The 22578-nt window shown below is 30.7% G+C and carries 20 protein-coding genes; 12 read left to right on the top strand and 8 right to left on the bottom strand.

The window, feature by feature from the left end:
• The first annotated feature begins 8 nt into the window (after window positions 1–8).
• Window positions 9–1145, top strand: coding sequence for a hypothetical protein (locus tag EYD46_RS04380; RefSeq protein ID WP_130935848.1), 1137 nt, complete (start codon window positions 9–11; stop codon window positions 1143–1145).
• Window positions 1146–1154: 9 nt separating this feature from the next.
• Here EYD46_RS04380 and EYD46_RS04375 read toward each other — a convergent pair whose 3' ends face one another.
• On the bottom strand, window positions 1155–3341 hold the full coding sequence (locus tag EYD46_RS04375; protein WP_130935847.1) for a glutamine synthetase III family protein: 2187 nt from the start codon (window positions 3339–3341) through the stop codon (window positions 1155–1157).
• A 271-nt stretch (window positions 3342–3612) separates the two neighbouring features.
• On the opposite strand from EYD46_RS04375, the gene EYD46_RS04370 reads away from it, so the two are divergent.
• The 8 genes from EYD46_RS04370 (at window position 3613) to EYD46_RS04335 (ending at window position 14533) form a co-directional block, all read left to right on the top strand.
• Window positions 3613–4626, top strand: coding sequence for a glutamine synthetase beta-grasp domain-containing protein (locus EYD46_RS04370; RefSeq protein WP_130935846.1), 1014 nt, complete (start codon window positions 3613–3615; stop codon window positions 4624–4626).
• 283 nt (window positions 4627–4909) lie between these two features.
• Window positions 4910–7027: an OstA-like protein gene (locus EYD46_RS04365; protein ID WP_130935845.1), complete on the top strand. Its 2118-nt coding sequence runs from the start codon at window positions 4910–4912 to the stop codon at window positions 7025–7027.
• Window position 7028: 1 nt separating this feature from the next.
• The gene (locus EYD46_RS04360) at window positions 7029–8213 is read left to right on the top strand and encodes an aspartate aminotransferase family protein (protein WP_130935844.1); all 1185 of its coding nucleotides are present in this window, start codon (window positions 7029–7031) and stop codon (window positions 8211–8213) included.
• Window positions 8214–8373: 160 nt separating this feature from the next.
• Window positions 8374–9762 (top strand): tetratricopeptide repeat protein, encoded by a 1389-nt coding sequence (locus EYD46_RS04355; RefSeq protein ID WP_130935843.1) that lies wholly within the window; start codon window positions 8374–8376, stop codon window positions 9760–9762.
• A 43-nt stretch (window positions 9763–9805) separates the two neighbouring features.
• The gene (locus EYD46_RS04350) at window positions 9806–10723 is read left to right on the top strand and encodes a DUF368 domain-containing protein (RefSeq protein ID WP_130935842.1); all 918 of its coding nucleotides are present in this window, start codon (window positions 9806–9808) and stop codon (window positions 10721–10723) included.
• 2 nt (window positions 10724–10725) lie between these two features.
• Complete coding sequence (locus EYD46_RS04345; RefSeq protein WP_130935841.1) at window positions 10726–11742, top strand: DUF368 domain-containing protein; 1017 nt, start codon at window positions 10726–10728, stop codon at window positions 11740–11742.
• The gene (locus EYD46_RS04340; RefSeq protein ID WP_229731281.1) at window positions 11714–12478 is read left to right on the top strand and encodes a shikimate dehydrogenase family protein; all 765 of its coding nucleotides are present in this window, start codon (window positions 11714–11716) and stop codon (window positions 12476–12478) included. Before EYD46_RS04345 ends, EYD46_RS04340 begins: the two co-directional genes overlap by 29 nt.
• Window positions 12479–12574: 96 nt before the next feature.
• Window positions 12575–14533, top strand: coding sequence for a DUF349 domain-containing protein (locus EYD46_RS04335; RefSeq protein ID WP_130935840.1), 1959 nt, complete (start codon window positions 12575–12577; stop codon window positions 14531–14533).
• 16 nt (window positions 14534–14549) lie between these two features.
• Here the strand turns inward: EYD46_RS04335 and EYD46_RS04330 are convergent, their stop codons facing one another.
• The 5 genes from EYD46_RS04330 to EYD46_RS04310 all read right to left on the bottom strand — a co-directional run bounded on the left by EYD46_RS04330 (window position 14550) and on the right by EYD46_RS04310 (window position 17240).
• Window positions 14550–15221, bottom strand: coding sequence for a Crp/Fnr family transcriptional regulator (locus EYD46_RS04330; RefSeq protein WP_130935839.1), 672 nt, complete (start codon window positions 15219–15221; stop codon window positions 14550–14552).
• A gap of 92 nt (window positions 15222–15313) precedes the next feature.
• A complete protein-coding gene (locus EYD46_RS04325) occupies window positions 15314–15742 on the bottom strand; it encodes a DUF5606 family protein (RefSeq protein ID WP_130935838.1) in 429 nt (142 codons plus the stop codon).
• A 57-nt stretch (window positions 15743–15799) separates the two neighbouring features.
• On the bottom strand, window positions 15800–16390 hold the full coding sequence (def, locus tag EYD46_RS04320; RefSeq protein WP_130935837.1) for a peptide deformylase: 591 nt from the start codon (window positions 16388–16390) through the stop codon (window positions 15800–15802).
• A 69-nt stretch (window positions 16391–16459) separates the two neighbouring features.
• A complete protein-coding gene (gene ruvX, locus EYD46_RS04315) occupies window positions 16460–16870 on the bottom strand; it encodes a Holliday junction resolvase RuvX (RefSeq protein WP_130935836.1) in 411 nt (136 codons plus the stop codon).
• Window positions 16871–16976: 106 nt separating this feature from the next.
• Window positions 16977–17240, bottom strand: coding sequence for a hypothetical protein (locus EYD46_RS04310; protein ID WP_130935835.1), 264 nt, complete (start codon window positions 17238–17240; stop codon window positions 16977–16979).
• 328 nt (window positions 17241–17568) lie between these two features.
• Between EYD46_RS04310 and EYD46_RS04305 the strand changes: the two genes are divergently transcribed.
• Both EYD46_RS04305 and EYD46_RS04300 read left to right on the top strand, forming a co-directional pair.
• On the top strand, window positions 17569–18384 hold the full coding sequence (locus EYD46_RS04305) for a 2,3,4,5-tetrahydropyridine-2,6-dicarboxylate N-succinyltransferase (RefSeq protein WP_130935834.1): 816 nt from the start codon (window positions 17569–17571) through the stop codon (window positions 18382–18384).
• A gap of 84 nt (window positions 18385–18468) precedes the next feature.
• A complete protein-coding gene (locus tag EYD46_RS04300) occupies window positions 18469–19536 on the top strand; it encodes a glycosyltransferase family 9 protein (RefSeq protein WP_130935833.1) in 1068 nt (355 codons plus the stop codon).
• Here the strand turns inward: EYD46_RS04300 and EYD46_RS04295 are convergent.
• Window positions 19519–20559, bottom strand: a complete 1041-nt coding sequence (locus EYD46_RS04295; protein WP_130935832.1) for a beta-1,6-galactofuranosyltransferase — start codon at window positions 20557–20559, stop codon at window positions 19519–19521. The genes EYD46_RS04300 and EYD46_RS04295 overlap by 18 nt on opposite strands.
• A gap of 59 nt (window positions 20560–20618) precedes the next feature.
• Between EYD46_RS04295 and glf the strand changes: the two genes are divergently transcribed.
• Entirely contained in the window at window positions 20619–21725 is a 1107-nt protein-coding gene (gene glf, locus EYD46_RS04290; RefSeq protein ID WP_130935831.1) for a UDP-galactopyranose mutase, read from the top strand.
• On the opposite strand, the gene EYD46_RS04285 is transcribed toward glf, so the two are convergent.
• The gene (locus EYD46_RS04285) at window positions 21715–22569 is read right to left on the bottom strand and encodes a glycosyltransferase family 2 protein (protein ID WP_308807862.1); all 855 of its coding nucleotides are present in this window, start codon (window positions 22567–22569) and stop codon (window positions 21715–21717) included. The two genes, glf and EYD46_RS04285, sit on opposite strands and share 11 nt — an antisense overlap.
• Window positions 22570–22578: the final 9 nt, after the last annotated feature.

The following is a 22578-nucleotide window of genomic DNA, read 5'->3' as shown; positions in this document are numbered from 1 at the left end:
TAATATAAATGAAATATCTCGCTAAAACATTCTTCTTCCTTAGCTTACTCTTTTTCTCCTGTGATGAATACAAATGGACTTTTGAATTTGGCAATGATAGTGGCAAGAATCAAGCAAAATTAGTACACAAAAACGGTACAGATTACTATGTATTAGGAAATAATAATTTTGATAGTGAAAAATCTCAAAGCATCATTTTAAAATTAAATTCTGAAGGAAAAAACGAATGGCAATACGTATTTAAGGATCCAACAAATTATGAAAACATAATAGATATAGCAGATTTTGCTATTTCAGCTGATGGTACAATTTATGCTACTGGTTCCCAATGGCTTTCAAAAGATAATATGTCTCAAGCTGTTATATATAAAATAAAGAATGGTAAATTATTAGAAAAAAAAGTTTTTAAAACACATGAAAAAATAGATAGAGTTATTATCAAAAAAAATAAAATTACAGTATTAGCTTCAACTTATGACTATAAAAATATTATAAGTATGAATAGTAATTTTACAGAAAATTGGAACAAAAATTATCATATCTCCACATCTAATGATTACTTAAATTATTCCGATAACTTTTTTTATTTTCTTACTATTAAAGTTTATCCATATGAAATAAATTTAGTAAAAATAAGTTCAGACGGTTTATTAATCTGGGATAGAAGCTATAAGCTTGAAAACCTTGGAGAAATTTATGAAGAAATTAAAAAAAATCCATCTAAATTTTTTCTCCCAGACCACCTAGAAATCATAGATAAACAAATAATTATCACTGGCTATAATAGACTGCAATCAAGTTTTAAATATTTAACTTTAGATTGTGAAAATGGCAATATAATTAAAGCTGTTCACTCTAATCTTGATAATCTAAAAATTGATGAATGTAATTCCAAATTCACACTATTAAAATCTCCAAGCTATTTATTAAATAGACGCAGGGAGGATAAAAGTAGTAATTTTGAATCCTTAGTAGTATTCAAAGCTTTTAAGAAAATTAATAAAGACGTATGCTACTGTAACTTACCAAAATTTCAAGATGAAAAATTTGGTATAAATGATTTTATAATTGAAGATTCTCTTTTTGTGGGCTTCAAGGTTATTAACAGCAATTATGACCAAAAATGGAAAATAGATAAATATTAGTCTTAAAAACTAACGCGTAAATAATAACTCTCTATATTTCGTTAATGGCCAAAGCTCATCATCAACCAATAATTCCAATTTATCACAATGGTATCGTATATCAGTTAAAAATGGTTTTACCTTTTCGCAATATGCTTCGGCTTTCTTAGTAATATCTTCTAGTTTATTAGCCTTCTTACGCTCATTAATCATATCAGTTACATTTTTATTGATGCCATCAATATGTCCTGAAATAGACTTAATAAGATTCATCTGCTCCTTTCCTAAGTCTTTATAATCTTTATCAAAAATTTCTTTTAAACCTTTTACGTTGTCTATTAAAATATTTTGATACTTTACAGCAGTAGGGACAATATGATTACGAGCAATATCTCCAAGCACCCTACTCTCTATTTGGATATGATTGATGTATGCCTCTATTTCTACTTCATAACGCGCTTCAGATTCAATTTTACTCATTACTTGCATTTCTTCAAACAAGTTGATGGTGCTTTTATGAAGTTTCACTTTTAAAGCTTCTGGAGTTGTTTTATTATTGCTTAAACCTCTTTTTTGAGCTTCTTTTTCCCACTCTTCTCCATAACCATTCCCCTCAAACAGTATATCTCGGGATGCTTTTATGTACTCTCTTAACACATTAAAAACAGCTTCATCTTTCTTAAGGTTCTTTTTATCTATAAGTACATCTACTTCTTCTTTAAAATCCTTTAGCTGTTTTGCAACAATAGTATTTAAGACCATTAAAGGATTGCCGCAATTCTCCATTGATCCTACGGCTCTAAACTCAAATTTATTTCCAGTAAATGCAAATGGAGATGTTCTGTTTCTATCCGTATTATCTAATAATACATCAGGTATTTTACCAACCACATTTAACTTTAAATCTGTTTTTTCTTTTGGTGACAATTTTCCTTTGGTTACTCCTTCTAATTCTTGTAATACTTTAGTAAGCTGTTCCCCAATAAATATAGATATAATCGCAGGAGGTGCTTCGTTTGCACCTAACCTATGATCATTACTTGCTGAAGCAATAGATGCTCTTAATAACTCTTCATTCTCATAAACTGCCTTTATAGTATTTATAAAGAAGGTTAAAAACTGAAGGTTACTCATTGGTGTTTTACCAGGCTTTAATAAGTTGACTCCTGTATTTGTTTGTAAAGACCAATTGTTATGTTTACCAGAACCGTTAATATTAGCAAATGGTTTTTCATGAAGCAAAACCTTAAAATCATGACGAGAAGCTACACGCCCCATTACATCCATAAGTAAAGAGTTATGATCTACTGCCAAATTAGCCTCTTCATGAATTGGTGCTATTTCAAATTGATTTGGAGCTACCTCATTATGACGTGTTTTTGCAGGTATCCCTAAAAGCATACATTGGTTTTCTAAATCTCTCATAAAATTTAATGCCCGATTTGGAATGGATCCAAAATAATGATCATCTAATTGTTGCCCTTTGGCCGAAGAGTGCCCTAATAATGTTCTGCCTGTTAAAGTAATATCGGGTCTACATGAAGCTAAGTTCTTGTCTACCAAAAAATACTCTTGTTCCCAGCCCATTGAAGATGTTACTTTCTTAACATTTTTATCAAAATATTTACATACATCAGTAGCCGCATCATCTACAGCGTGAAGTGCCCTTAATAACGGTGTTTTATAATCTAAAGCCTCTCCTGTGTAGGCCACAAAAATAGTAGGGATACATAATGTTGTTTCGTAAACAAAAGCGGGTGAGGATGGATCCCATGCAGTATAACCTCTAGCTTCAAATGTATTACGAATGCCTCCACTAGGAAAACTTGACGCGTCAGGTTCTTGCTGTACTAATTGACTTCCTCCAAATTTTTCAATAGCATTGCCGTTTTCTAAAGTTTCAAAAAAAGCATCATGCTTTTCTGCTGTAGCCCCAGTTAATGGCTGAAACCAATGTGTATAATGCGTTACACCTTTAGACAATGCCCAATCTTTCATTGATGAAGCTACTTGGTCTGCTACATTTCTACTAATTTTTTTCCCATCTTCAATAGCATTTATAACCCCTTTGTATGCATCTCTAGTTAGATACTGCCTCATAGTATGTTCATTAAAAACATTAGCACCAAATAACTCAGATCGTTTACCTTCTTCAATAAAAGTAACAGGCTTATAGCTTATAGATTTTTTAAGTGCATTAAATCGTAGAATTGCCATTGTAGATTTTATTTAGTTTTTTAAGAATTAAAATACAAAAATAGTTCATCTTGGAGAATTAATAAATGTAAAAGCACTTTTTCGCAGTTATCAATATTTCAATATTTATATAAAAAACTATACTTTTTTTAAAATAAACCATAAAAAAATGGGGGATAAATAAAAATAACATTGCGTTTTATGAAAACCACCCCTGATAATTTAAAGTAACTCAATAAAAAATTATATTTGTTCAAATTAATAAAAATTATATACCAATAAATAATTAATTATGGCTAAAATTAAATTAGAATACATTTGGCTTGATGGTTATCAGCCAACTGCTAACCTTAGAAGTAAAACAAAAGTTGAAGAGCACGAAAATTTTAAAGGTACATTAGATGAGATAGGAATGTGGTCTTTTGACGGTTCATCAACTCAGCAAGCTGAAGGTGGTTCTTCAGACTGTTTATTAAAGCCAGTTGCTATTTATCCAGATCCTGTAAGAAGAAATGGATACTTAGTAATGACAGAGGTTTTAAATGCTGATGGTACACCACACCCTTCTAACGGTAGAGCTACTATCGATGATGACGATAATGATTTCTGGTTTGGTTTTGAGCAAGAATATTTTCTTTGGGATCCAGAAACAAACTTACCATTAGGTTTCCCAAGAGATCAAACACCTCAAGGACAATTTTATTGTTCAGTTGGTGGAAAAAATGCTTTCGGAAGAGAGATTATAGAAAAACATGCTGATTTATGTATTGATGCTGGATTAAATTTTGAAGGTATTAATGCTGAAGTTGCTGCTGGACAATGGGAATTCCAATTATTTGCTAAAGGAGCAAAATTAGCAGGAGATGAAATTTGGATTTCTAGATACTTATTAGAGCGATTAACAGAGGAGTATGGTTTAGCTATCAACTGGCACCCAAAACCACTAGGAGCAACAGATTGGAATGGTTCTGGTATGCACGCAAACTTCTCTAACGAAGTTTTAAGAACTTGTGGTTCTAAAGAGACTTACGAAAAAATATGTGAAGCATTCCGTCCTGTAGTTAAAGAGCATATCGCTGTTTACGGTGCAGATAACGACCAACGCTTAACTGGAGAACATGAGACACAATCTATAAATGAATTCTCTTACGGTATTTCAGATCGTGGAGCTTCTATCCGTATTCCAATTATTACAGTTGAAAAAGGATGGAAAGGTTGGTTAGAAGACAGAAGACCTGCTTCAAATGGAGATCCATACAAAATTGCCGGAAGAATTATTAAAACAGTTAAATCTGCTAAAATTTAATTCTTAATAAATTAGTTAAATCTAAAAAACGCTTCAAATTATTTTTGGAGCGTTTTTTTATGGCGTTACCCTGCGGGTCGAGCCTGTCTACGGGCAAGGCTTCCACTAATAGTTTTGGCTTCCCGCTAAAGCGGGACCAAAAACTGCAATTACAATACCTAACGCACCTTTCTGCAAACACACTTATTTGCCCTAATATACTTCTGTACCTGTTAAACTTCTGCCAATTTTAACAATATAAACATTATATAAATCGTTACTTTTGTCTCAAATTATTTCAACCTTGAAAACTTCTTTTTCATTAAACATTTTACTTTTGTTAGCTGTTTTTGTTACACAATACATAAGCTCACAACAAAAAATAGAAATAAAATACTCTGGATTTTTAACCTATGACGAAAACAAATATCCAGGTGCAAGAATATTAACCAGAGACGATTCGGAACAAGTACATATTTTCCATGGCGGTACTGATATGTGGTGCGATAAAGCCTATTATTATGGAAGCGATAATTTTATTGAAGCCTATGGTAATGTAAAAATGATACAAGGCGACACCATTAATATGACTTCAAAGTATGTAGAGTATAGTGGAGAAAATCAACTAGCATTTGCAAGTGGCGATGTTATTTTGACTGATCCCAGCTCTACAATTACCACAGATACTTTATACTTTGATAGAGAACGTCAACAAGCATTCTACAGAAGTTATGGTACAGTGGTTAAAGACTCATCTGGAACTATTACAAGCAAAATAGGTAGATACTACATGCAAGAGAAAAAGTACCGTTTTATTGAAGATGTGGTGCTTACAAATCCGGAAGCCAAAATTGTTACTGATTATTTTGATTTTTATTCAGATACAGGGTATGCCTATTTATTTGGTCCATCAACTATTACCACTGAAGAAAGCGTTACTTACTGTGAAAAAGGGTATTATGATACCAAAGCCAAAACAGGTTACGCTATGAAAAATGCTAAAATAGATTATGATGGCAAAGAAATAGTTGGAGATAGCTTGTATTTTGATCAGAATAGGAATTTTTCATCAGCAACGAATAATATAAAAATCACAGACACATTAAACAATAGTGTTGTTAAAGGGCATCATGCAGAAGTTTTTAAAGCAAAAGATTCAATTTACATTACTAAACGAGCGTATGCCATAACTGAACAAGAAGGAGATTCTCTATATATTCATGGAGATACACTTATGGTTACAGGAACGCCAGAAAAACGCATTACCAGAGTTTTTAGAAATGTTAAACTCTATAAGTCTGATTTAAGTGGAAAAGCAGACTCTATACATGTAAATCATGAAAGTGGTTTAACACAACTAATAAACATTAATGCTCCTGGTTCCAATGCAGCCTTTTCTACTGCGAGAAAACCAATTTTATGGAACTTAGGAAATCAGATGACAGGAGACACAATTCATTTACAGTCTGATACAGAACGAGATAAAATGGATTCTTTAATTGTTTTTAACCATGCCTTTTTAATCAGTAAAGACACCCTCGGGAATGGCTTTAATCAAATAAATGGTAAAAAATTGGTTGGATTATTTAATGATAAAAATGAATTATATCATGTAGATATCATAAAAAATGCGCAATCTATTTATTATTTAAGAGATGAAAATGGAGATTTAGTAGGTATTGACAAATCAAAATCTGGTTTAATTAATATATTAATTCATGATAATGCTATCGAAGAGGTTAGAAAAATTAATCAAGTAGATGGTACTATTTATCCTGAATCAGAATTCCCAAAAAACGATAAAATTCTTAAAGGTTTTGATTGGCGTGAAGAAGAACGTCTTAATAGTGTGGAAGACCTCTTTAAAGATGACCCACCTCTGGAATTACCAATTATTAAAGGTTTAGATGATTATGTTCCTGAAAATGATTTTTTTGATGAGAAAAAAATAAAACAAATTAAAACTACAAGAAAGTCAAGAAATGTTAAAAAAGTAAGTAAACCCATACTTGAAAATTTACTATCAAAACCTAATAGTTTTGAGCACACGGTCTGGAAAAAAGCTAAGGTCTTAGTAGAAGCTAATTGTATGGTTTCTATTGATAACAATAAAATTGTTGATAAAATTAAAGGTACTAAAATAAAAAATGGATATATATATCAATATATAAAAAAAAAGAAAGGGGATTTCCAATTATCAATTTGGCTAAAAGGACAGGGTAATATTCAGCTATCACTTCAAGAACATGGAGATGATTATACTAATTACTCTAAACTAAAAATTGATTTAAAAGATAAATGGGTAAAATATTCTCTTGAATGTGAAAAAGAAGACGATACCAATAATCTCAGGGTAACGATAAGTCAAATTAATTCATCCGAAAATATTTATGTGTATGGAGCATACTTAATTCAATTTTAATTTGAAAGAAGACTTCTTAAAATACCAAGCGCAAACTACACCACATCCATTATCAATGGAAATATCTCATGCTGATGGCTGCTATATTTATGATACAAATAAAAATGCTTATCTAGATTTTGTTGCTGGAGTATCTGCCTGTTCTTTGGGGCATAATCACCCTAAAATAAACAAGGCAATACAAATCCAATTGAATAAATATTTACACGTAATGGTGTATGGGGAATATATACAGAAACCAGCAGTAGAACTTACAAAATTATTAGCTGACAATTTACCCAAATGCTTAGAGAAAACTTACCTAACAAACTCTGGGACCGAAGCTATTGAAGGGGCACTAAAACTAGCAAAACGAGCAACAGGAAGAAGCGAAATTATTTCAGCTAAACACGCTTATCATGGTAATACCATGGGGGCTTTAAGTGTTATGGGGTTTGAAGAACGTAAACAAGCTTTTAGACCTTTACTTCCTGATGTTAAGTTTATTGAATTTAATAATAAAAATAGCTTAGATGCTATTACATTTAAAACCGCTTGTGTTATACTTGAAACTATTCAAGGAGGTGCAGGATTTATTGAACCAACCAACGACTATCTGAGAAAGGTTCGCAAAAAATGTGATAATACAGGTACACTTTTAATTTTAGATGAAATACAACCTGGGATAGGTAGAACAGGAAAGCTTTTTAGTTTTGAGCATTATAACTGCATCCCTGATATTTTAGTTACAGGCAAAGGTCTTGGTGGAGGGCTACCTATTGGAGCTTTTACTTCATCATCAGCACTTATGGATTTTCTTATGGATAATCCAAAACTTGGGCATATTACAACTTTTGGAGGACATCCACTTATAGCTGCATCTGCGTTAGCAACTTTAAAAGAAATAATTGCAACTGATTTAATGTCTCAAGCATTAAATAAAGAGAAATTATTTCGCAAACTACTAAAACACCAACTCATCAAAGAAATCAGAGGAAAAGGACTAATGCTAGCCATAATACTTCCCTCTTCTGAAATTGCAAATACATTAGTTTTAGAAAGTCAAAACCAAGGTTTAATACTTTTTTGGTTATTATTTGAGCCAAAAGCTGTTAGAATTACCCCTCCTCTAACCATTTCAGAAGAAGAAATTGTTAAAGGATGTAATATTATCCGTTCGCTTCTAGATAGAATAGCTCAAGAATAAAGTATTTAATCAACTGATATAGAGACTATCTAGCATACTATCTCCTAAAATCATAAAGACTTGTTCATTACTTTGTTAAAAACATTTATAATTAGATTCTGAATTTCATAGGTGAGAACATTATTTTTATCTAAGTTGAACAGTACACTCAAACGTGTTTATGGAGTTTAGTCAAAACGACAACAACAATTTGCCACTTACTAAGTTTGAATCGATGTTAAAAACAAACCATGTTTTGTTTTTTGATTCAGAAGAATTTGAAAACATCATTCATTACTATCTTAACCAAGGGAAAATTGCTTTAGCAAAAAAAGCAATAAAACTTGGTTTAGAGCAGCATCCCTCCTCAACTAGCCTTAAGCTTTTTAATGTAGAAATTCACGTATTTGAGAATAATCTTGAGACGGCTAATAATTTGTTGAATGAGTTATATCAGTTAGAACCTCATAATGAGGAGATCTTCATTCAAAAGGCTAATATCCTTTCTAAAGAAGATAATCATGAAAAGGCTATTGAGGTACTTAAATTTGCGCTTGACCTAACAGAAGATGTTGTTGATATATATTCACTAATAGGTATGGAATATCTATTTTTAGATGCTTTTGATGATGCAAAAATATATTTTATGAAGTGCCTTGAAGAAGATATTGAGGATTACTCAGCACTTTATAACGTTATATACTGTTTTGATTATTTAGAACAGCATAGCGAAGCCATAGATTATCTAAATGTATTTTTAGATAAAAACCCATATTCTGAAGTTGCATGGCATCAATTAGGGAAGCAATACGTTACTTTAAAAAAATATAAAAAAGCCCTTGCTGCTTTTGAATTTGCTATAATTTCCGATGATACTTTCATAGGAGCATATCTTGAACGCGGAAAGGTTTTAGAACAACAAGGTAATTATGCAGAAGCTATAGAAAGCTATGATGTAACCCTTAAATTAGATGATCCCACTTCATTTGCATTATTAAGAATTGGAAGTTGTTATGAGAAATTAAAAAACCACGATCTAGCACTTCAATATTTTTACAAAACTGTACATGAAGATCCTTTATTAGATAAGGGTTGGATAGCTATTACCAAATTCTACAAGAAAAAGAAAAACTTCCAAAAAGCACTTTATTACATAAACAAAGCAATTAATATAGATGCTGAAAACGTAAATTATTGGAAACTATATGCACAAATAAATTATAGTTTAAATTTCTTTGAAGAAGCAGAAAGAGGATATAAAAAAACACTTGAGCTTGGTAATTTTGAATTAGACACATGGATAGCAAGAGGCGACTTATTATTAAAACTAGGAGAAGCGCAAGCTGCTATATTTAATTTTGAGCAAGCTTTAGAGTTTTATCCAGATAATGCAGAAATACAGTACCGATTAGGAGGCTTATTTTTCTCTATTCATGAAAAAGATAAAGGGATTTATTACATCAAAAATGGCTTAAAAAACAACTATGAGTTCAGTTTTATCATAGATGAGTTGTTTCCAAAATTACTTGACAACAATCGAGTAAAGTCTTTGATAAATCAAAAGTCATAAATTACTTCAAATTATCTACCTTTGGTTTATCAAATTATAAGGTATGCAACGCAGTTTAAAAGACTATTTAATTATTTCCTTAAAAGGTATGGCCATGGGTGGAGCTGATGCTGTACCTGGAGTTTCAGGGGGCACAATTGCTTTTATATCAGGGATTTACGAAGAGTTAATTTCAACCATAAGTAATGTTAAACCCGAGCTATTTAAAACACTTTTCAAAAATGGTTTAACACAATTTTGGAAGGACTTAAATGGTAATTTTATTGTTGCGCTTTTGGGAGGTATTGTAATAAGTTTTGTCTCTTTTATGAAACTTGCTAAATACCTATTAGAACATCATCCTATTCTTATTTGGTCGTTCTTTTTCGGACTTATTATTGCAAGTATTTATTTTGTTGGTAAACAAATAACCAAATGGAATTTTGGTACAATAACAGCCCTTATCTTTGGAGCTGTCATAGCTTATTATATATCTACGCTACCCTCAATGCAAAACAGTGATAACGACTATTTTTTGTTTATTGCTGGTGCCATAGCAATATGTGCAATGATACTTCCTGGTATTTCAGGTTCGTTTATTTTGATAATTCTTGGGGCATACAAAACTCTAAGTGATGCTATACATGACGTAGACATAAAAAAGATTCTCATCTTTACAACTGGTGCTGCTTTTGGATTATTAAGTTTCAGCCATATTTTAAAATGGCTATTTAAAAATTATCATAATATAACATTGGCACTATTAACAGGATTCATTTTTGGGTCTTTAAATAAGGTATGGCCTTGGAAAAACACTTTGTCTTGGCATACCAACTCTAAAGGAATCAAAACACCACTTATTCAAGAAAGTATTTCGCCATTTAACTTTAATGGAGAGAACCATATTATGTTATCTGTAACCCTTATGGTTTTGGGTTTTTTAACTATTTTTATTCTTGAAAAAGTTGGTAGTAAAAAATAATAATGAACAGTACTAGAACTTTTAATGATAAATTATTTCTAGTATTAAAAGGACTAGGTATGGGGGCTGCCAATAAGGTACCTGGAGTATCTGGCGGTGTAGTAGCCTTTGTTGCTGGATTCTATCAAGAGTTTATTTATTCTCTAAAAAAAGTAAACGGGAAAGCTTTCAAACTTCTATTTAATGGCAGGTTTAGGAGTTTTTTCAACTATATTAATGGCCGTTTTCTAGGATTACTTTTCCTAGGTATGATTATTAGTTATTTTAGTATTTCAAAAGTTCTTGATTATTTGATTTTACATTACGAGCTCTATGTTTGGAGTGTCTTTTTTGGAATGATTGTAGGCTCCATATATTATATTAACAAAGATTTTAACGACTGGAGCAACAAAACAATTATATCACTTTGCCTTGGTATAGCCATTGGTTTAGGAATTAGCTTTTTAAACCCTGCAAAAGAAAATGACAATCTGCTATTCGTCTTTTTCTGTGGTATTATAAGTGTCTCAGGGATGACACTTCCCGGATTTTCAGGATCATTCATTTTAATTCTACTTGGAAATTACGTTTTACTTTTAGTAGACTCTGTAAATGCACTTTATGATACAATAACAGATATTTTTAGTGGAAACTTAGATTTTATATATGACGAAACACGTATAAGAATGTTGAAAGTTTTAGTTGTATTTACTTTAGGTTCGGTTACAGGACTTGTTACATTTTCTCATGCACTAAGTTATATTCTTAAACACTACAAGAGCATTACTACTGCATCTATTATAGGATTCATCATTGGATCTCTTGGTGTTGTTTGGCCGTGGAAAAAAACTATTTATAAACACCTGGAAAATGGAGATTTAATGCTAGATACTGGAGGAGAAAAAATTATAGAAAACTACAAACGTTATATACCAGAATTAACTACAGAAACTTATTTTGCCATTGGTTTTATATTTATGGGGTTAGTAATTGTAATTGGACTTGAAATCTATGGACAAAAACAAAAAAAACATGTATAAATTAGGTCTTTTAGGCAAAAATATATCATATTCATTTTCTCGCAATTATTTCAAAAATAAGTTTGAAAAAGAAAACATTACTGGTGTTAGTTATGAGAATTTTGATATTGAAAACATTGACTTATTTCCTAAAATCATTAATAATACTGAAGGTATAAAAGGTCTTAATGTTACTATACCCTATAAAGAAGATGTTATACCCTATCTAGATAAATTAAATAAAAAAGCAAAAGCAATTGGTGCTGTTAATACCATAAAAGTTACTAAAAAAGGTAAACTAGTAGGATATAACACCGATTGCTATGGATTTATAAAATCTTTAAAACCATTTTTAAAAAAGCACCATAAAAAAGCCTTAATCTTAGGTACCGGTGGTGCTAGTAAAGCTGTACTATATACTTTAAAAAAAAGAGGTATTATTTGTCATTATGTTTCAAGAAATGCCAGAAAACATGTAGAGTATACTTATGATGATTTAAATGATAAGATTATTTCCGAATATCAAATTATAATAAACTGCTCTCCTGTTGGCACATTTCCAGATGTAGAAAGCTGTCCAAAAATCCTTTATGAATCTATAACTAAGAAACATATTTTATTCGATTTAATATACAACCCAGAAGAAACAAAGTTTTTACGATTGGGTAAGCAAAAAGGAGCTACAGTTATTAATGGTCTCAACATGCTCAAACTCCAAGCTGAAAAAGCATGGTCCATCTGGAACTTAAATAAATAATTATTTTACATATTAAAACCGCTCTCGTTTTTTGTAAATACTTTAGTTGTTAGTATCTTTAAACAAAAAGTGTACAACCCCTAAACATTTATTAAAATGTCTGAGCCAGATAACCTGCATGAAGCAGATGGAAATCAAGAGAATGCTGAAGCTACTGAAGCAATAAATAGTAATAAAGAAGAAACAAACTTTATCGATTCTATTTCCGAAGAGAAAATAGTTGAAGTTATTACAGAAAACACTACTGGAAAAAGAGAAGAAGATGGTATTGATGAAATTGAAGAGTCTAATGCTGAAGATGCAGAAGATGAAGGGAATAAGGAGCGTCATACTATAGAATTCAAGGAGTATGATAAAATGTCTCTGGAAGCACTAGCTATTGAGCTAGAAAAGTTATTAAAAAAAGAAAAAGTTCAAGCCATTAGGAGTCATGTAGACGCAATAAAAAACGAATTTAACTCTAAATTCAACGCTCTAATTGATGAGAAAAAAGCAGATTTTATAAATGATGGTGGAAATGAAATAGATTTTTACTATTCTAGTCCCGTTCAAAAACGATTCAAATCTGCATACAGAGACTACCGTAATAAACTCAATGATCATTATAAAAATATTGAACAAAATCTAAAGCAAAATCTTCAAAAAAAGCTTGAAATCATTGAAGAACTTAAAGGTTTAATTAACGTTGAAGAAAACATAAATACAACATACAAACATTTTAAAGAATTACAGGAGCGTTGGAGAAATACAGGCCCAATACCAAGAGATAAGTATAATAATGCTTGGAATAGCTATCATCACCATGTAGAAATATTCTATGATTTTTTACATCTAAATAGAGATTTACGTGATTTAGATTTTAAACATAATTTAGAAAAAAAAATAAAGATAATTGAACTAGCTGAGGAATTAGGCAAGTACGACGATCCTATGCGTGCTTTTAGAGAGCTTCAAGAATTGCATAAAATGTGGAAAGAGGAACTTGGTCCTGTAGGTAAAGAACATCGTGAAGTGATATGGGAGCGCTTTAAGGCTGCTACAAAAGTTATAAACGATAAGAAGCAAGTTTACTTTAAGGAAATTGATAAAGTTTATGAAAAGAATCTTGAGAAAAAAGAAGAAATCATTTCTGAAATTGCAAATATTACCTCTAATGCTTCAAATTCTCATGGAGGTTGGCAGAAGAAAATAAAAGAAATAGAAATACTAAGAGAAAACTTTTTTAATGCTGGTAAAGTACCTATTAAAGTTAATGAGACTACTTGGTCTAAATTTAAAGAAGCTGTTAGAAATTTCAATAGAAAGAAAAACGCATTTTACAAAGATCTAAAAAAGGAGCAATACCAAAACCTACAAAAAAAGAAAGAGCTTGTTAAAATAGCTGAAGATAATATGGATAGTGAAGATTTTGATGCCACTACTCCTCTAATGAAAAAAATCCAAAGTGATTGGAAGAAAATTGGTCATGTACCAAGAAAGGATAGTGATAAAATTTGGAAACAGTTTAAAACAGCTTGTAATGCTTATTTTGATAGATTACATAGTAAACGTAATGAAGCGAATAAAGAGTTTATTGAAGCTTTTAATAAAAAACAAGAACTTCTTGAAACTCTTAAAAACATTGAACTAACTAAAGACAAAGACAAAGACTTAACAGTTATTAAAGATCATGTTAATACTTGGAAAACATTAGGAAAAGTGCCTAATGATAAACGTTACATTGAAGGTAAGTTTAATAAAGTTGTTGATGAACTATTTTCTAAGTTAAAGATTGACAAAAATGAAGCCGAAATGATAAAGTTTGAAACCAAACTTGAGACTTTAAATAATAATGACGATAATAACAGAAGTTTAGACAATGAGCATTCATTTATCCGTAAAAAGATAGACGAAATAAAAAGTAAAATAAACCAACTAGAAAATAATTTACAATTTTTCACAAATGTTGAAGATGACAATCCATTGGTAAAAGAAGTAAATACTAATATTGCAAAGCACAAGAAGGAATTAGAGCTTTGGAAAACTAAGCTTAAAAAGATAAAGAAGATGTATTAAAGCTTAAATAGTAATTTTAAGCTGATTGCGTGTAAATTCTAATCTCTTTTCTATTAAATTCTAGTACATTTTCTTCTTTTAATTCGTTTAAAAGCGTATTTAAGGTAGGTCTTGATGTTCCTATTAATGAAGCCAAATCTTTTTGAGTATACGGGTGATGAATAATTTTATCTCCTGTTTTCTCGCAATCATAGCCATAATCAGCACATAACTCATGTAAAAATTCCAACAAACGTGTTTTTGTATCTTTAAATAAAAGTAATTGAAGCCTCCTTTCTAATTTTTTTAGTTTAAAACCTATAAATTTATAAACTTTAAAACTAAAAGTTTGATTATCTCTCATAAGATTATGCATAGTCTCCACTCCTATTGGACAAATGCTTGTTGAATTATCAATAGACATGGCAAATTCTTCACGCTTAGATTCTCCAAAAATTGCAGTTTCTCCAAATAATTCTCCTCGTGTTAATATGGCTTTTACTACTTCCTCTCCATCGTCATTGTAGTATCCAAGTTTTACTTTTCCCTTTTCAATCAAGTAAACTTTGTTTGCAGAATCTTCTTCAAAATAGATATAATCCTGCTTTTTATAGGCATCAAAATCATGATCAGTTTTATAAGCTTTAAATTTATGTGGACATAAAACTTTGAAAAGATTAGCGTCTTCAAAAAACCAAATAGACTTCATTGTTTACACTTTTGATTATTATAATGTCGTAAACAATCTTAAACACTTACACGAAAGTCATAAAAAAACCTCCATTTTAGGAGGTTGTAGTCTTATTCTTCTTCTTCACTTGATGTTGATGTTTCATCATCTTCAAGTAAACTTAACATATCATGTTTTTGCAAGAGATTATACCATTGAATAACTTTTTTTATATCACTAGCATATACTCTATCTTCATCATAATCTGGTAATACATCAAAGAAATATTCTTCAAGTTTATCTTTTCCGTCTTTTGGACCAACACTAGAAGGATTACTTTTTTCTTTATCTTTAATTTTACCTAAAACCTTATGTAGAGGCACTTCTTCGGTAAGAGTATAAATAGCAATCTCACTCAATACACTTACATTATTTTGTAAACTAATAGATAGTCGTTTACCATCTAATAAAGATTCAGCCACAAAACCTCCTCGGGTTTGTGTTACTAACTTATATAGTCCAGGTTTTCCTGATATAGCCAAAACTTTTTCTAAACCCATAATTTATTTCATTTTTAGAGAGCCGCAAATATCATGTTTTTAAATATAACGCAAAAATTATCGCTTCTTTTTTTGATTAGGAAAACGCATTCTGTAATCTGCATTTATTTTTCCTTTTGAAATGTTGGAAAGTTTATTTTTTATTAAACGTTTTTTAAAACTAGACAGTTTATCTGTAAACAAAACACCTTCAATATGATCATATTCATGCTGAATTACTCGAGCAATTAAACCATCAAAGGTTTCAGTATACTTCTTGAAATTCTCATCATAGTACTCTACTGTTATTTGAGGTTGTCTAAATACATCTTCGCGTACATCCGGTATACTTAAACATCCTTCATTAAAAGCCCATTTATCTCCTTTCTCTTCTAGAATTGTAGCATTTATAAAAACTTTTCTAAAATCTTTAAGTGCTTTTCTTTCTTCTTCAGACATGTTTTCATCATCAGCAAATGGAGAAGTATCTACCAAAAATAAGCGTATTGATAAACCTATTTGTGGAGCTGCTAAACCTACCCCCATTGCATTATACATGGTTTCGAACATGTTATCAAGCAATCCATTCAAATTAGCATAATCTTTGGATATTTCAGTACCCTTTTTCTTTAAAACAGGGTCGCCATAAGCTACAATTGGTAAAATCATTATTAGGAACAAATTATTTAAACAAAAATACGATACTTACATGGTAAAATTATCGATTGAATAAAAAAACTATTTAGAGTATAAATAATTTTGCAAAATTAAAGTGGCACTAATTTCATCAACTAAAGCTTTATTCCTACGCTGTTTCTTTTTAAGCCCGCTATCAATCATTGTCTGAAATGCAATTTTTGAGGTAAAACGCTCATCAACCCTTTCAACAGGTATTTTGGGGAATGCTTTGTAAAGTTTTTTGAGAAAAGACAAAATTAGCACTTCACTTTCAGAAGGCGTATTATCAAGCTGTTTTGGTTCTCCTACCAAAAACAATTCTACATTTTCTTTTGATAAATAGTCTTTTAAAAAAGTAATTAGCTCATTTGTTGCAACAGTAGTTAAACCAGAGGCTATTATCTGTAACTCATCTGTAACAGCTATTCCTGTTCTTACTTTACCATAATCTATGGCTAGAATTCTTCCCATGTACTAATTTTGAGCAAAAGTAATTCTTTAAAATAAAAAAGACTGCCTTTATAGACAGTCTTCTTTGTGTTTAACCTTATTATTAAATTTGAATACTTAATCGTTATTAAGATAATTTTCTTTTGTTCATTTTAGGAAATACTAATTTGATGTTTTCAACTTTTCTTTCTCTGTTTAAGAAAATTCTAATGTCACTACTACTCTTTGCAAGAGTTTCTTTAATTTTTACACTATCAATGATTACTGTTGCTTCAGTTGTTTCAGATACAGTAACTTGAGTTTCTACTTTATTAGTCTTAGTATCATTCTGAGCTCCTATAGCTGAGAAAGAAAGTAAAAAGATAAATAATATGTAAAAATTTGTTTTCATGACTTGGGTTGTTTCATTTGTTTCAACAGTTCAAATATATATCCGTTAGCTTGCTCAACTACAATAAATTAGTTGTACATCAACGTATTTTCGATTATTAGAAAATCTGAAAAGTTTTATCGATAAATAGTGGAAGTGCCTATTTTCAACGTTGAAATACACAGAAAATGTATTTCATCTAGAATTAGTATTTCTTCAAAGGGAAAATGAGCTTTCTATACCTTGAAAAAGCTTCAAATTTTCAAGTTGTATTACAAAACAATTAAAAGTAAAATACTACTCTATTTTATCCTTTACATATTATATTTGCGCAAAATATTTGATACAAATGATAGAATTACAACAAACTATAGAAAGTGCTTGGAATAATAGAGAACTTTTAAAAGATGCTAAAACTACTGAAGCTATAAGAACTGTTATTGACTTATTAGATAAAGGTAAGCTAAGAGTAGCTGAGCCAATTGAAAATGGTTGGCAAGTAAACGAATGGGTTAAGAAAGCTGTAGTTTTATATTTCCCTATACAAAAAATGGAAACTTTAGAGGCAGGTATTTTTGAGTACCATGACAAAATTCCATTAAAGAAAAATTTTGCTGAAAGAGGAATTAGAGTAGTGCCTAATGCTGTTGCTAGGCATGGTGCGTACATTTCTCCAGGGACTATTTTAATGCCAAGTTATGTAAACATAGGAGCATATGTTGATGAAGGTACTATGGTTGATACATGGGCTACTGTTGGTAGTTGCGCTCAAATTGGTAAAAATGTACATTTATCTGGAGGTGTTGGTATTGGTGGTGTATTAGAACCATTACAGGCTGCTCCTGTGATTATAGAAGATAACGCTTTTATTGGATCTAGATGTATTGTTGTAGAAGGTGTAAAAGTTGAAACTGAGGCTGTTTTAGGCGCAGGTGTAGTGTTAACCATGAGTACAAAAATAATTGATGTTACAGGAGACACTCCAAAAGAGTACAAAGGTATAGTACCTGCAAGATCTGTAGTAATCCCTGGTAGCTATGCTAAAGAGTTTCCTTCTGGAAGCTACAATGTACCATGTGCTTTAATTATCGGAAAACGTAAGGAAAGTACAGATAAAAAAACATCTTTAAATGATGCGCTTCGAGATAACGAAGTTGCTGTATAAGTAAATAGTTTTTAAAAAAATAAGTTCCAAATTCCAATACTTAGTCCTTGGGATTTGGAATTTTTTATTTGTAATTTCAACACTATGAAGATTTTAGTAATTCAACAGAAAATGATAGGAGATGTTTTAACATCAACTATATTGTTTCCTATATTACGAGAATCTTTCCCTAATGCAGAATTACATTATCTTATCAATTCTCACACAATGCCCGTTGTGGCTCAACATCCAGATATTGATGAATTTAAACTATTTACACCTGAAGTAGAAAAAAGCCGTAAGGCCTTTTTTTCTTTTTTAAAACTTATACAAAAAGAAAAATATGATGTTGTAATAGATGTATATGGTAAATGGTCAAGTAACTTTATTACACTTTTTTCAAAAGCAAATACTAAAATTGGATATTATAAATGGTATACCCATTTTTTTTACACTAACCCTGTAAAACGCTTAAAAAAATCAAAAAACAGCCAAGGCCTCGCTATAGAGAATAGACTACAACTATTAGAACCTATTTGCAAGAATTCATTTAAAGTTAAACCTAAAATATATTTATCTTCTCAAGAAATAGAGGATGCTAAAACGTTTCTTATAGATTCTAAGATTGATATGTCTCAAACTTTATTTATGGTAAGCGTATTAGGAAGTGATGCCAGTAAAACATATCCATTGTCATATATGGCTAACATTATTGATGCAATTGTAGTGCATACAAATGGCAATATTCTATTTAACTATATACCCAAACAAAAAGAAGATGCTAAAACCGTTTTTGATTTGTGTAAACCTAAAACTCAAGCAAAAATCTACTTTAATGTTTTTGGAAAAAGTCTTCGAGAATTTATTGCTATTTCATATAACTGCAGTGCGATTATAGGAAACGAAGGTGGTGCTATAAATATGGCTAAAGCTATTGATATTCCAACTTTTGCAATATTCTCACCATGGATAGATAAAAACACTTGGAATATCTTTGAGGATGAAAACCAAAGTATTTCAGTACATTTAAAAGATTACAAACCAAAGCTCTTTGATGGCAAAACCAATAAACAAATAAAAAAATTGGTAGCCAATTATTACTCTGAATTTGAACCTAAATTATTTACCACAAAGTTAAAGTGTTTCCTGAATAATTTATTGGATATAAGTTAATGCCTTATTTACTGCTGTTTCAACAAAATAACCTTCCATCACTTTTGTTTGAATTTCTGTTACATTTCTTTTCATCTTGTGATAATCTTCAGTTGATAAATCTCCTAAGATTTTATTTAAATCTTTTAAGTTAGAAACTGTAACTCCTATATTATTCTCCCTAACAAAATCTGCTAATGCCGCTTTATCCCAAATTATAACTGGCAAACCACACAATAAGTATAATGAAGTCTTGTGGGGATTGTTAAATTGTAAGTACTCCCCATAGTTACCACTGCAAGTTTCTGTTGAAATACCATCCCATACTAAACCAAAGTCAGATTCAATTTTGTAAGCCACCTCATCAGATTTAAAAACACCCTCATAGTAAACTACAGATTTAGCTTCTTCAACCTTGCGCTTTTTGGGATCAAAACCAATGCCATAAAGCCTTAAATCGTAGTTTCGGTTTTCTAACATATCAAAATCAAAAATATACGAGTTTTTACCATCGCCAAAACCTCCTGCGTAAGCTATACTATATGTATCGTTTAGTTTTCTATTGGTATTTTGCTTTGGTCTTTGCTCAGATATGTAATCAAAAATACCTAAAACAATTATTGGGATAGAAACACCTTGTTCTAAAAACCACTGTTTCATGGACGGATTGTGAACTATAATAACATCTGATGTAATAATTTGGTTAAGCTCAGCAGCAACATCTTTTGTTCTACCCTTTAAAATTCTAACATCATGAACTATAGTAATGATTTTGCATTTTTTTGCCTTTGAAAAAAACATAATCATCCCCCTAAACTTGTTATTAGGGTATTGTGTAACAATTGTACTCTTTCTTGGCAACTTTAAAAGAGCTAAAAAGATTCCAAAAAAATTCTTTATCGTACCGATTGCTGAATTTGGAATAGAAGACTGCTTAAACCCCAAATTTTTAAAGCCCATTTTTTGAAAAACGAATTCGCAATCAGTCTTTGCTTTTCCTGCTGCATTAAATAATGACTTATAATTTCTCGAAATGTAATACATTGAAATGAAATCTTTTATTTAGCTAATTATATGCCTAGTTTTGTTAAAAATATAAATGTATGCAAAAGTATGATTATTTAATTGTTGGTGCTGGATTATTTGGAGCTGTATTTGCACACGAAGCTACAAAAAAGGGTAAAACATGCCTGGTTATTGATAGAAGACCTCATTTAGGTGGCAACATATACTGTGAAAATGCAAATGGTATTAATGTACATAAATACGGCGCACATATTTTTCATACAAATGATACTGAAATTTGGAATTATATTAACCAATTTACTTCATTTAATAATTATATCAATTCCCCACTATCTTTATCAAAAGGAAAGCTTTATAATTTACCTTTTAATATGAATACCTTTCATCAATTATGGGGTATAAAGACACCAGCTGAGGCCAAAAACATCATTAAAGAGCAAATTGCTAAATACGGCGTTAAAAACCCAAAAAACCTAGAAGAACAAGCATTATCTTTAATTGGAAAAGATATATATGAAACGCTTATAAAAGAGTATACAGAAAAACAGTGGGGCAAAAAAGCAACAGAATTACCTGCCTTTATTATTAAAAGACTTCCTGTGAGATATACTTTTGACAATAACTATTTTAATGACAGGTATCAAGGTATTCCCATTGGAGGCTATAATAAAATAACTGAAGGATTACTTAAAGGTATTGAAACAAAAACGAATGTTGACTTCCTTAAAAATAAAAGTGAATTAGAAACAATGGCTAAAAAAGTAGTGTATACTGGTAATATCGATGAGTACTACAACTATAAATTTGGCAAGCTAGAATACCGTTCTTTACGCTTTGAACACGAGATTTTAGATATTGATAATTTTCAAGGAAACGCAGTGGTTAACTACAATGACACCGAAATTCCATATACCAGAATTTTAGAGCATAAACATTTTGAATTTGGTAAACAAAAACACACTGTAATTACAAGAGAATTCCCCGAAACTTGGACTCCTAAAAAAGAAGCATATTATCCTGTGAATAATCATGAAAACCAACAGAAATACCAAAAATATAAAGCACTAGCAGTCAACGAAACCAATATACTCTTTGGAGGAAGATTGGCTGAATATAAATACTATGATATGCACCAAGTTATAGGGTCTGCTCTTGCTAAAACTAGAAAAGAATTTAATGAGTAGTTTTTGTAATACCAAACTTAGTATAAGTTGATTTTTGATTTTTAGTAGCCATTCGAATTAGTTTATTATTGGCTATGGCTTTTTCATTTTTATACGGTCTTTGATGATGTAAATGCAAACATATTGCACTATACCTTATTTGTTTAAAAACTATTCCAAGATTTACTAAACGTTCTCCCAATTCTCTATCTTCTCCTCCATATACCATTCGCTCATCAAAACCATTCACTTCTAAAACATTATCTTTCCACACAGAAACATTCATACCATCAAAAGTTGCTTTAGTTGTGGTAAAAGTATTTAGTAATGAGGTTTTTAATTTTGATGGACTTAATTTATTCATCTTAAAACTCCAAGGTTGTCCCTTTTTTAATAACCAATGTTTCTTAAAACAATTTTGTGATTCAATCACATTGAGGGTAATTAATTTAGAAACGTCTTCTGTAAGTTTAAAATAGCCTCCAGATAAAGCTATATTTGGCCTTCTTAACTCCAAATGCGTTTCGACAAAATCGCATCTCGCAATACAGTCTCCGTCTGTATAGATCAAATAATCAGCCATAGCAGCTAAAGTGGCTTTATTCAAAATTACCGTTTTTTGAAACCCATTATCAGGATGCCACACATGCCTAATAGGATAGTCTACCTTATTGACCATATAGTTAACCATAGCCTTAGTCTCATCGGTAGAGCCATCATCAGCAATAATAATTTCAAAGTTTTTAAAGGTTTGAAACTGATAACTCCATAACACTTTTTCTAAGTATTCTGGTTTATTATATGTACTTATGATTACTGAAACATCAATTATTCCCATTGCACCAAAAATAGCTATTTTTACCAAAATTTTTTG

This window comes from Hyunsoonleella pacifica (genome assembly GCF_004310335.1).
Classification (GTDB): Bacteria; Bacteroidota; Bacteroidia; order Flavobacteriales; family Flavobacteriaceae; genus Jejuia; species Jejuia pacifica.
The sequence above is the reverse complement of the archived record's forward strand: the minus strand, read 5'-3'. Positions and strand labels throughout refer to the sequence as shown.

Coding starts and splice junctions, on each gene's coding strand:
- EYD46_RS04380 (WP_130935848.1), top strand. CDS start 9: ATGAAATATCTCGCTAAAACATTCTTCTTCCTTAGCTTACTCTTTTTC.
- EYD46_RS04375 (WP_130935847.1), bottom strand. CDS start 3,341: ATGGCAATTCTACGATTTAATGCACTTAAAAAATCTATAAGCTATAAG.
- EYD46_RS04370 (WP_130935846.1), top strand. CDS start 3,613: ATGGCTAAAATTAAATTAGAATACATTTGGCTTGATGGTTATCAGCCA.
- EYD46_RS04355 (WP_130935843.1), top strand. CDS start 8,374: ATGGAGTTTAGTCAAAACGACAACAACAATTTGCCACTTACTAAGTTT.
- EYD46_RS04350 (WP_130935842.1), top strand. CDS start 9,806: ATGCAACGCAGTTTAAAAGACTATTTAATTATTTCCTTAAAAGGTATG.
- EYD46_RS04345 (WP_130935841.1), top strand. CDS start 10,726: ATGAACAGTACTAGAACTTTTAATGATAAATTATTTCTAGTATTAAAA.
- EYD46_RS04340 (WP_229731281.1), top strand. CDS start 11,714: ATGGACAAAAACAAAAAAAACATGTATAAATTAGGTCTTTTAGGCAAA.
- EYD46_RS04335 (WP_130935840.1), top strand. CDS start 12,575: ATGTCTGAGCCAGATAACCTGCATGAAGCAGATGGAAATCAAGAGAAT.
- EYD46_RS04330 (WP_130935839.1), bottom strand. CDS start 15,221: ATGAAGTCTATTTGGTTTTTTGAAGACGCTAATCTTTTCAAAGTTTTA.
- EYD46_RS04325 (WP_130935838.1), bottom strand. CDS start 15,742: ATGGGTTTAGAAAAAGTTTTGGCTATATCAGGAAAACCTGGACTATAT.
- def (WP_130935837.1), bottom strand. CDS start 16,390: ATGATTTTACCAATTGTAGCTTATGGCGACCCTGTTTTAAAGAAAAAG.
- ruvX (WP_130935836.1), bottom strand. CDS start 16,870: ATGGGAAGAATTCTAGCCATAGATTATGGTAAAGTAAGAACAGGAATA.
- EYD46_RS04310 (WP_130935835.1), bottom strand. CDS start 17,240: ATGAAAACAAATTTTTACATATTATTTATCTTTTTACTTTCTTTCTCA.
- EYD46_RS04305 (WP_130935834.1), top strand. CDS start 17,569: ATGATAGAATTACAACAAACTATAGAAAGTGCTTGGAATAATAGAGAA.
- EYD46_RS04300 (WP_130935833.1), top strand. CDS start 18,469: ATGAAGATTTTAGTAATTCAACAGAAAATGATAGGAGATGTTTTAACA.
- EYD46_RS04295 (WP_130935832.1), bottom strand. CDS start 20,559: ATGTATTACATTTCGAGAAATTATAAGTCATTATTTAATGCAGCAGGA.
- glf (WP_130935831.1), top strand. CDS start 20,619: ATGCAAAAGTATGATTATTTAATTGTTGGTGCTGGATTATTTGGAGCT.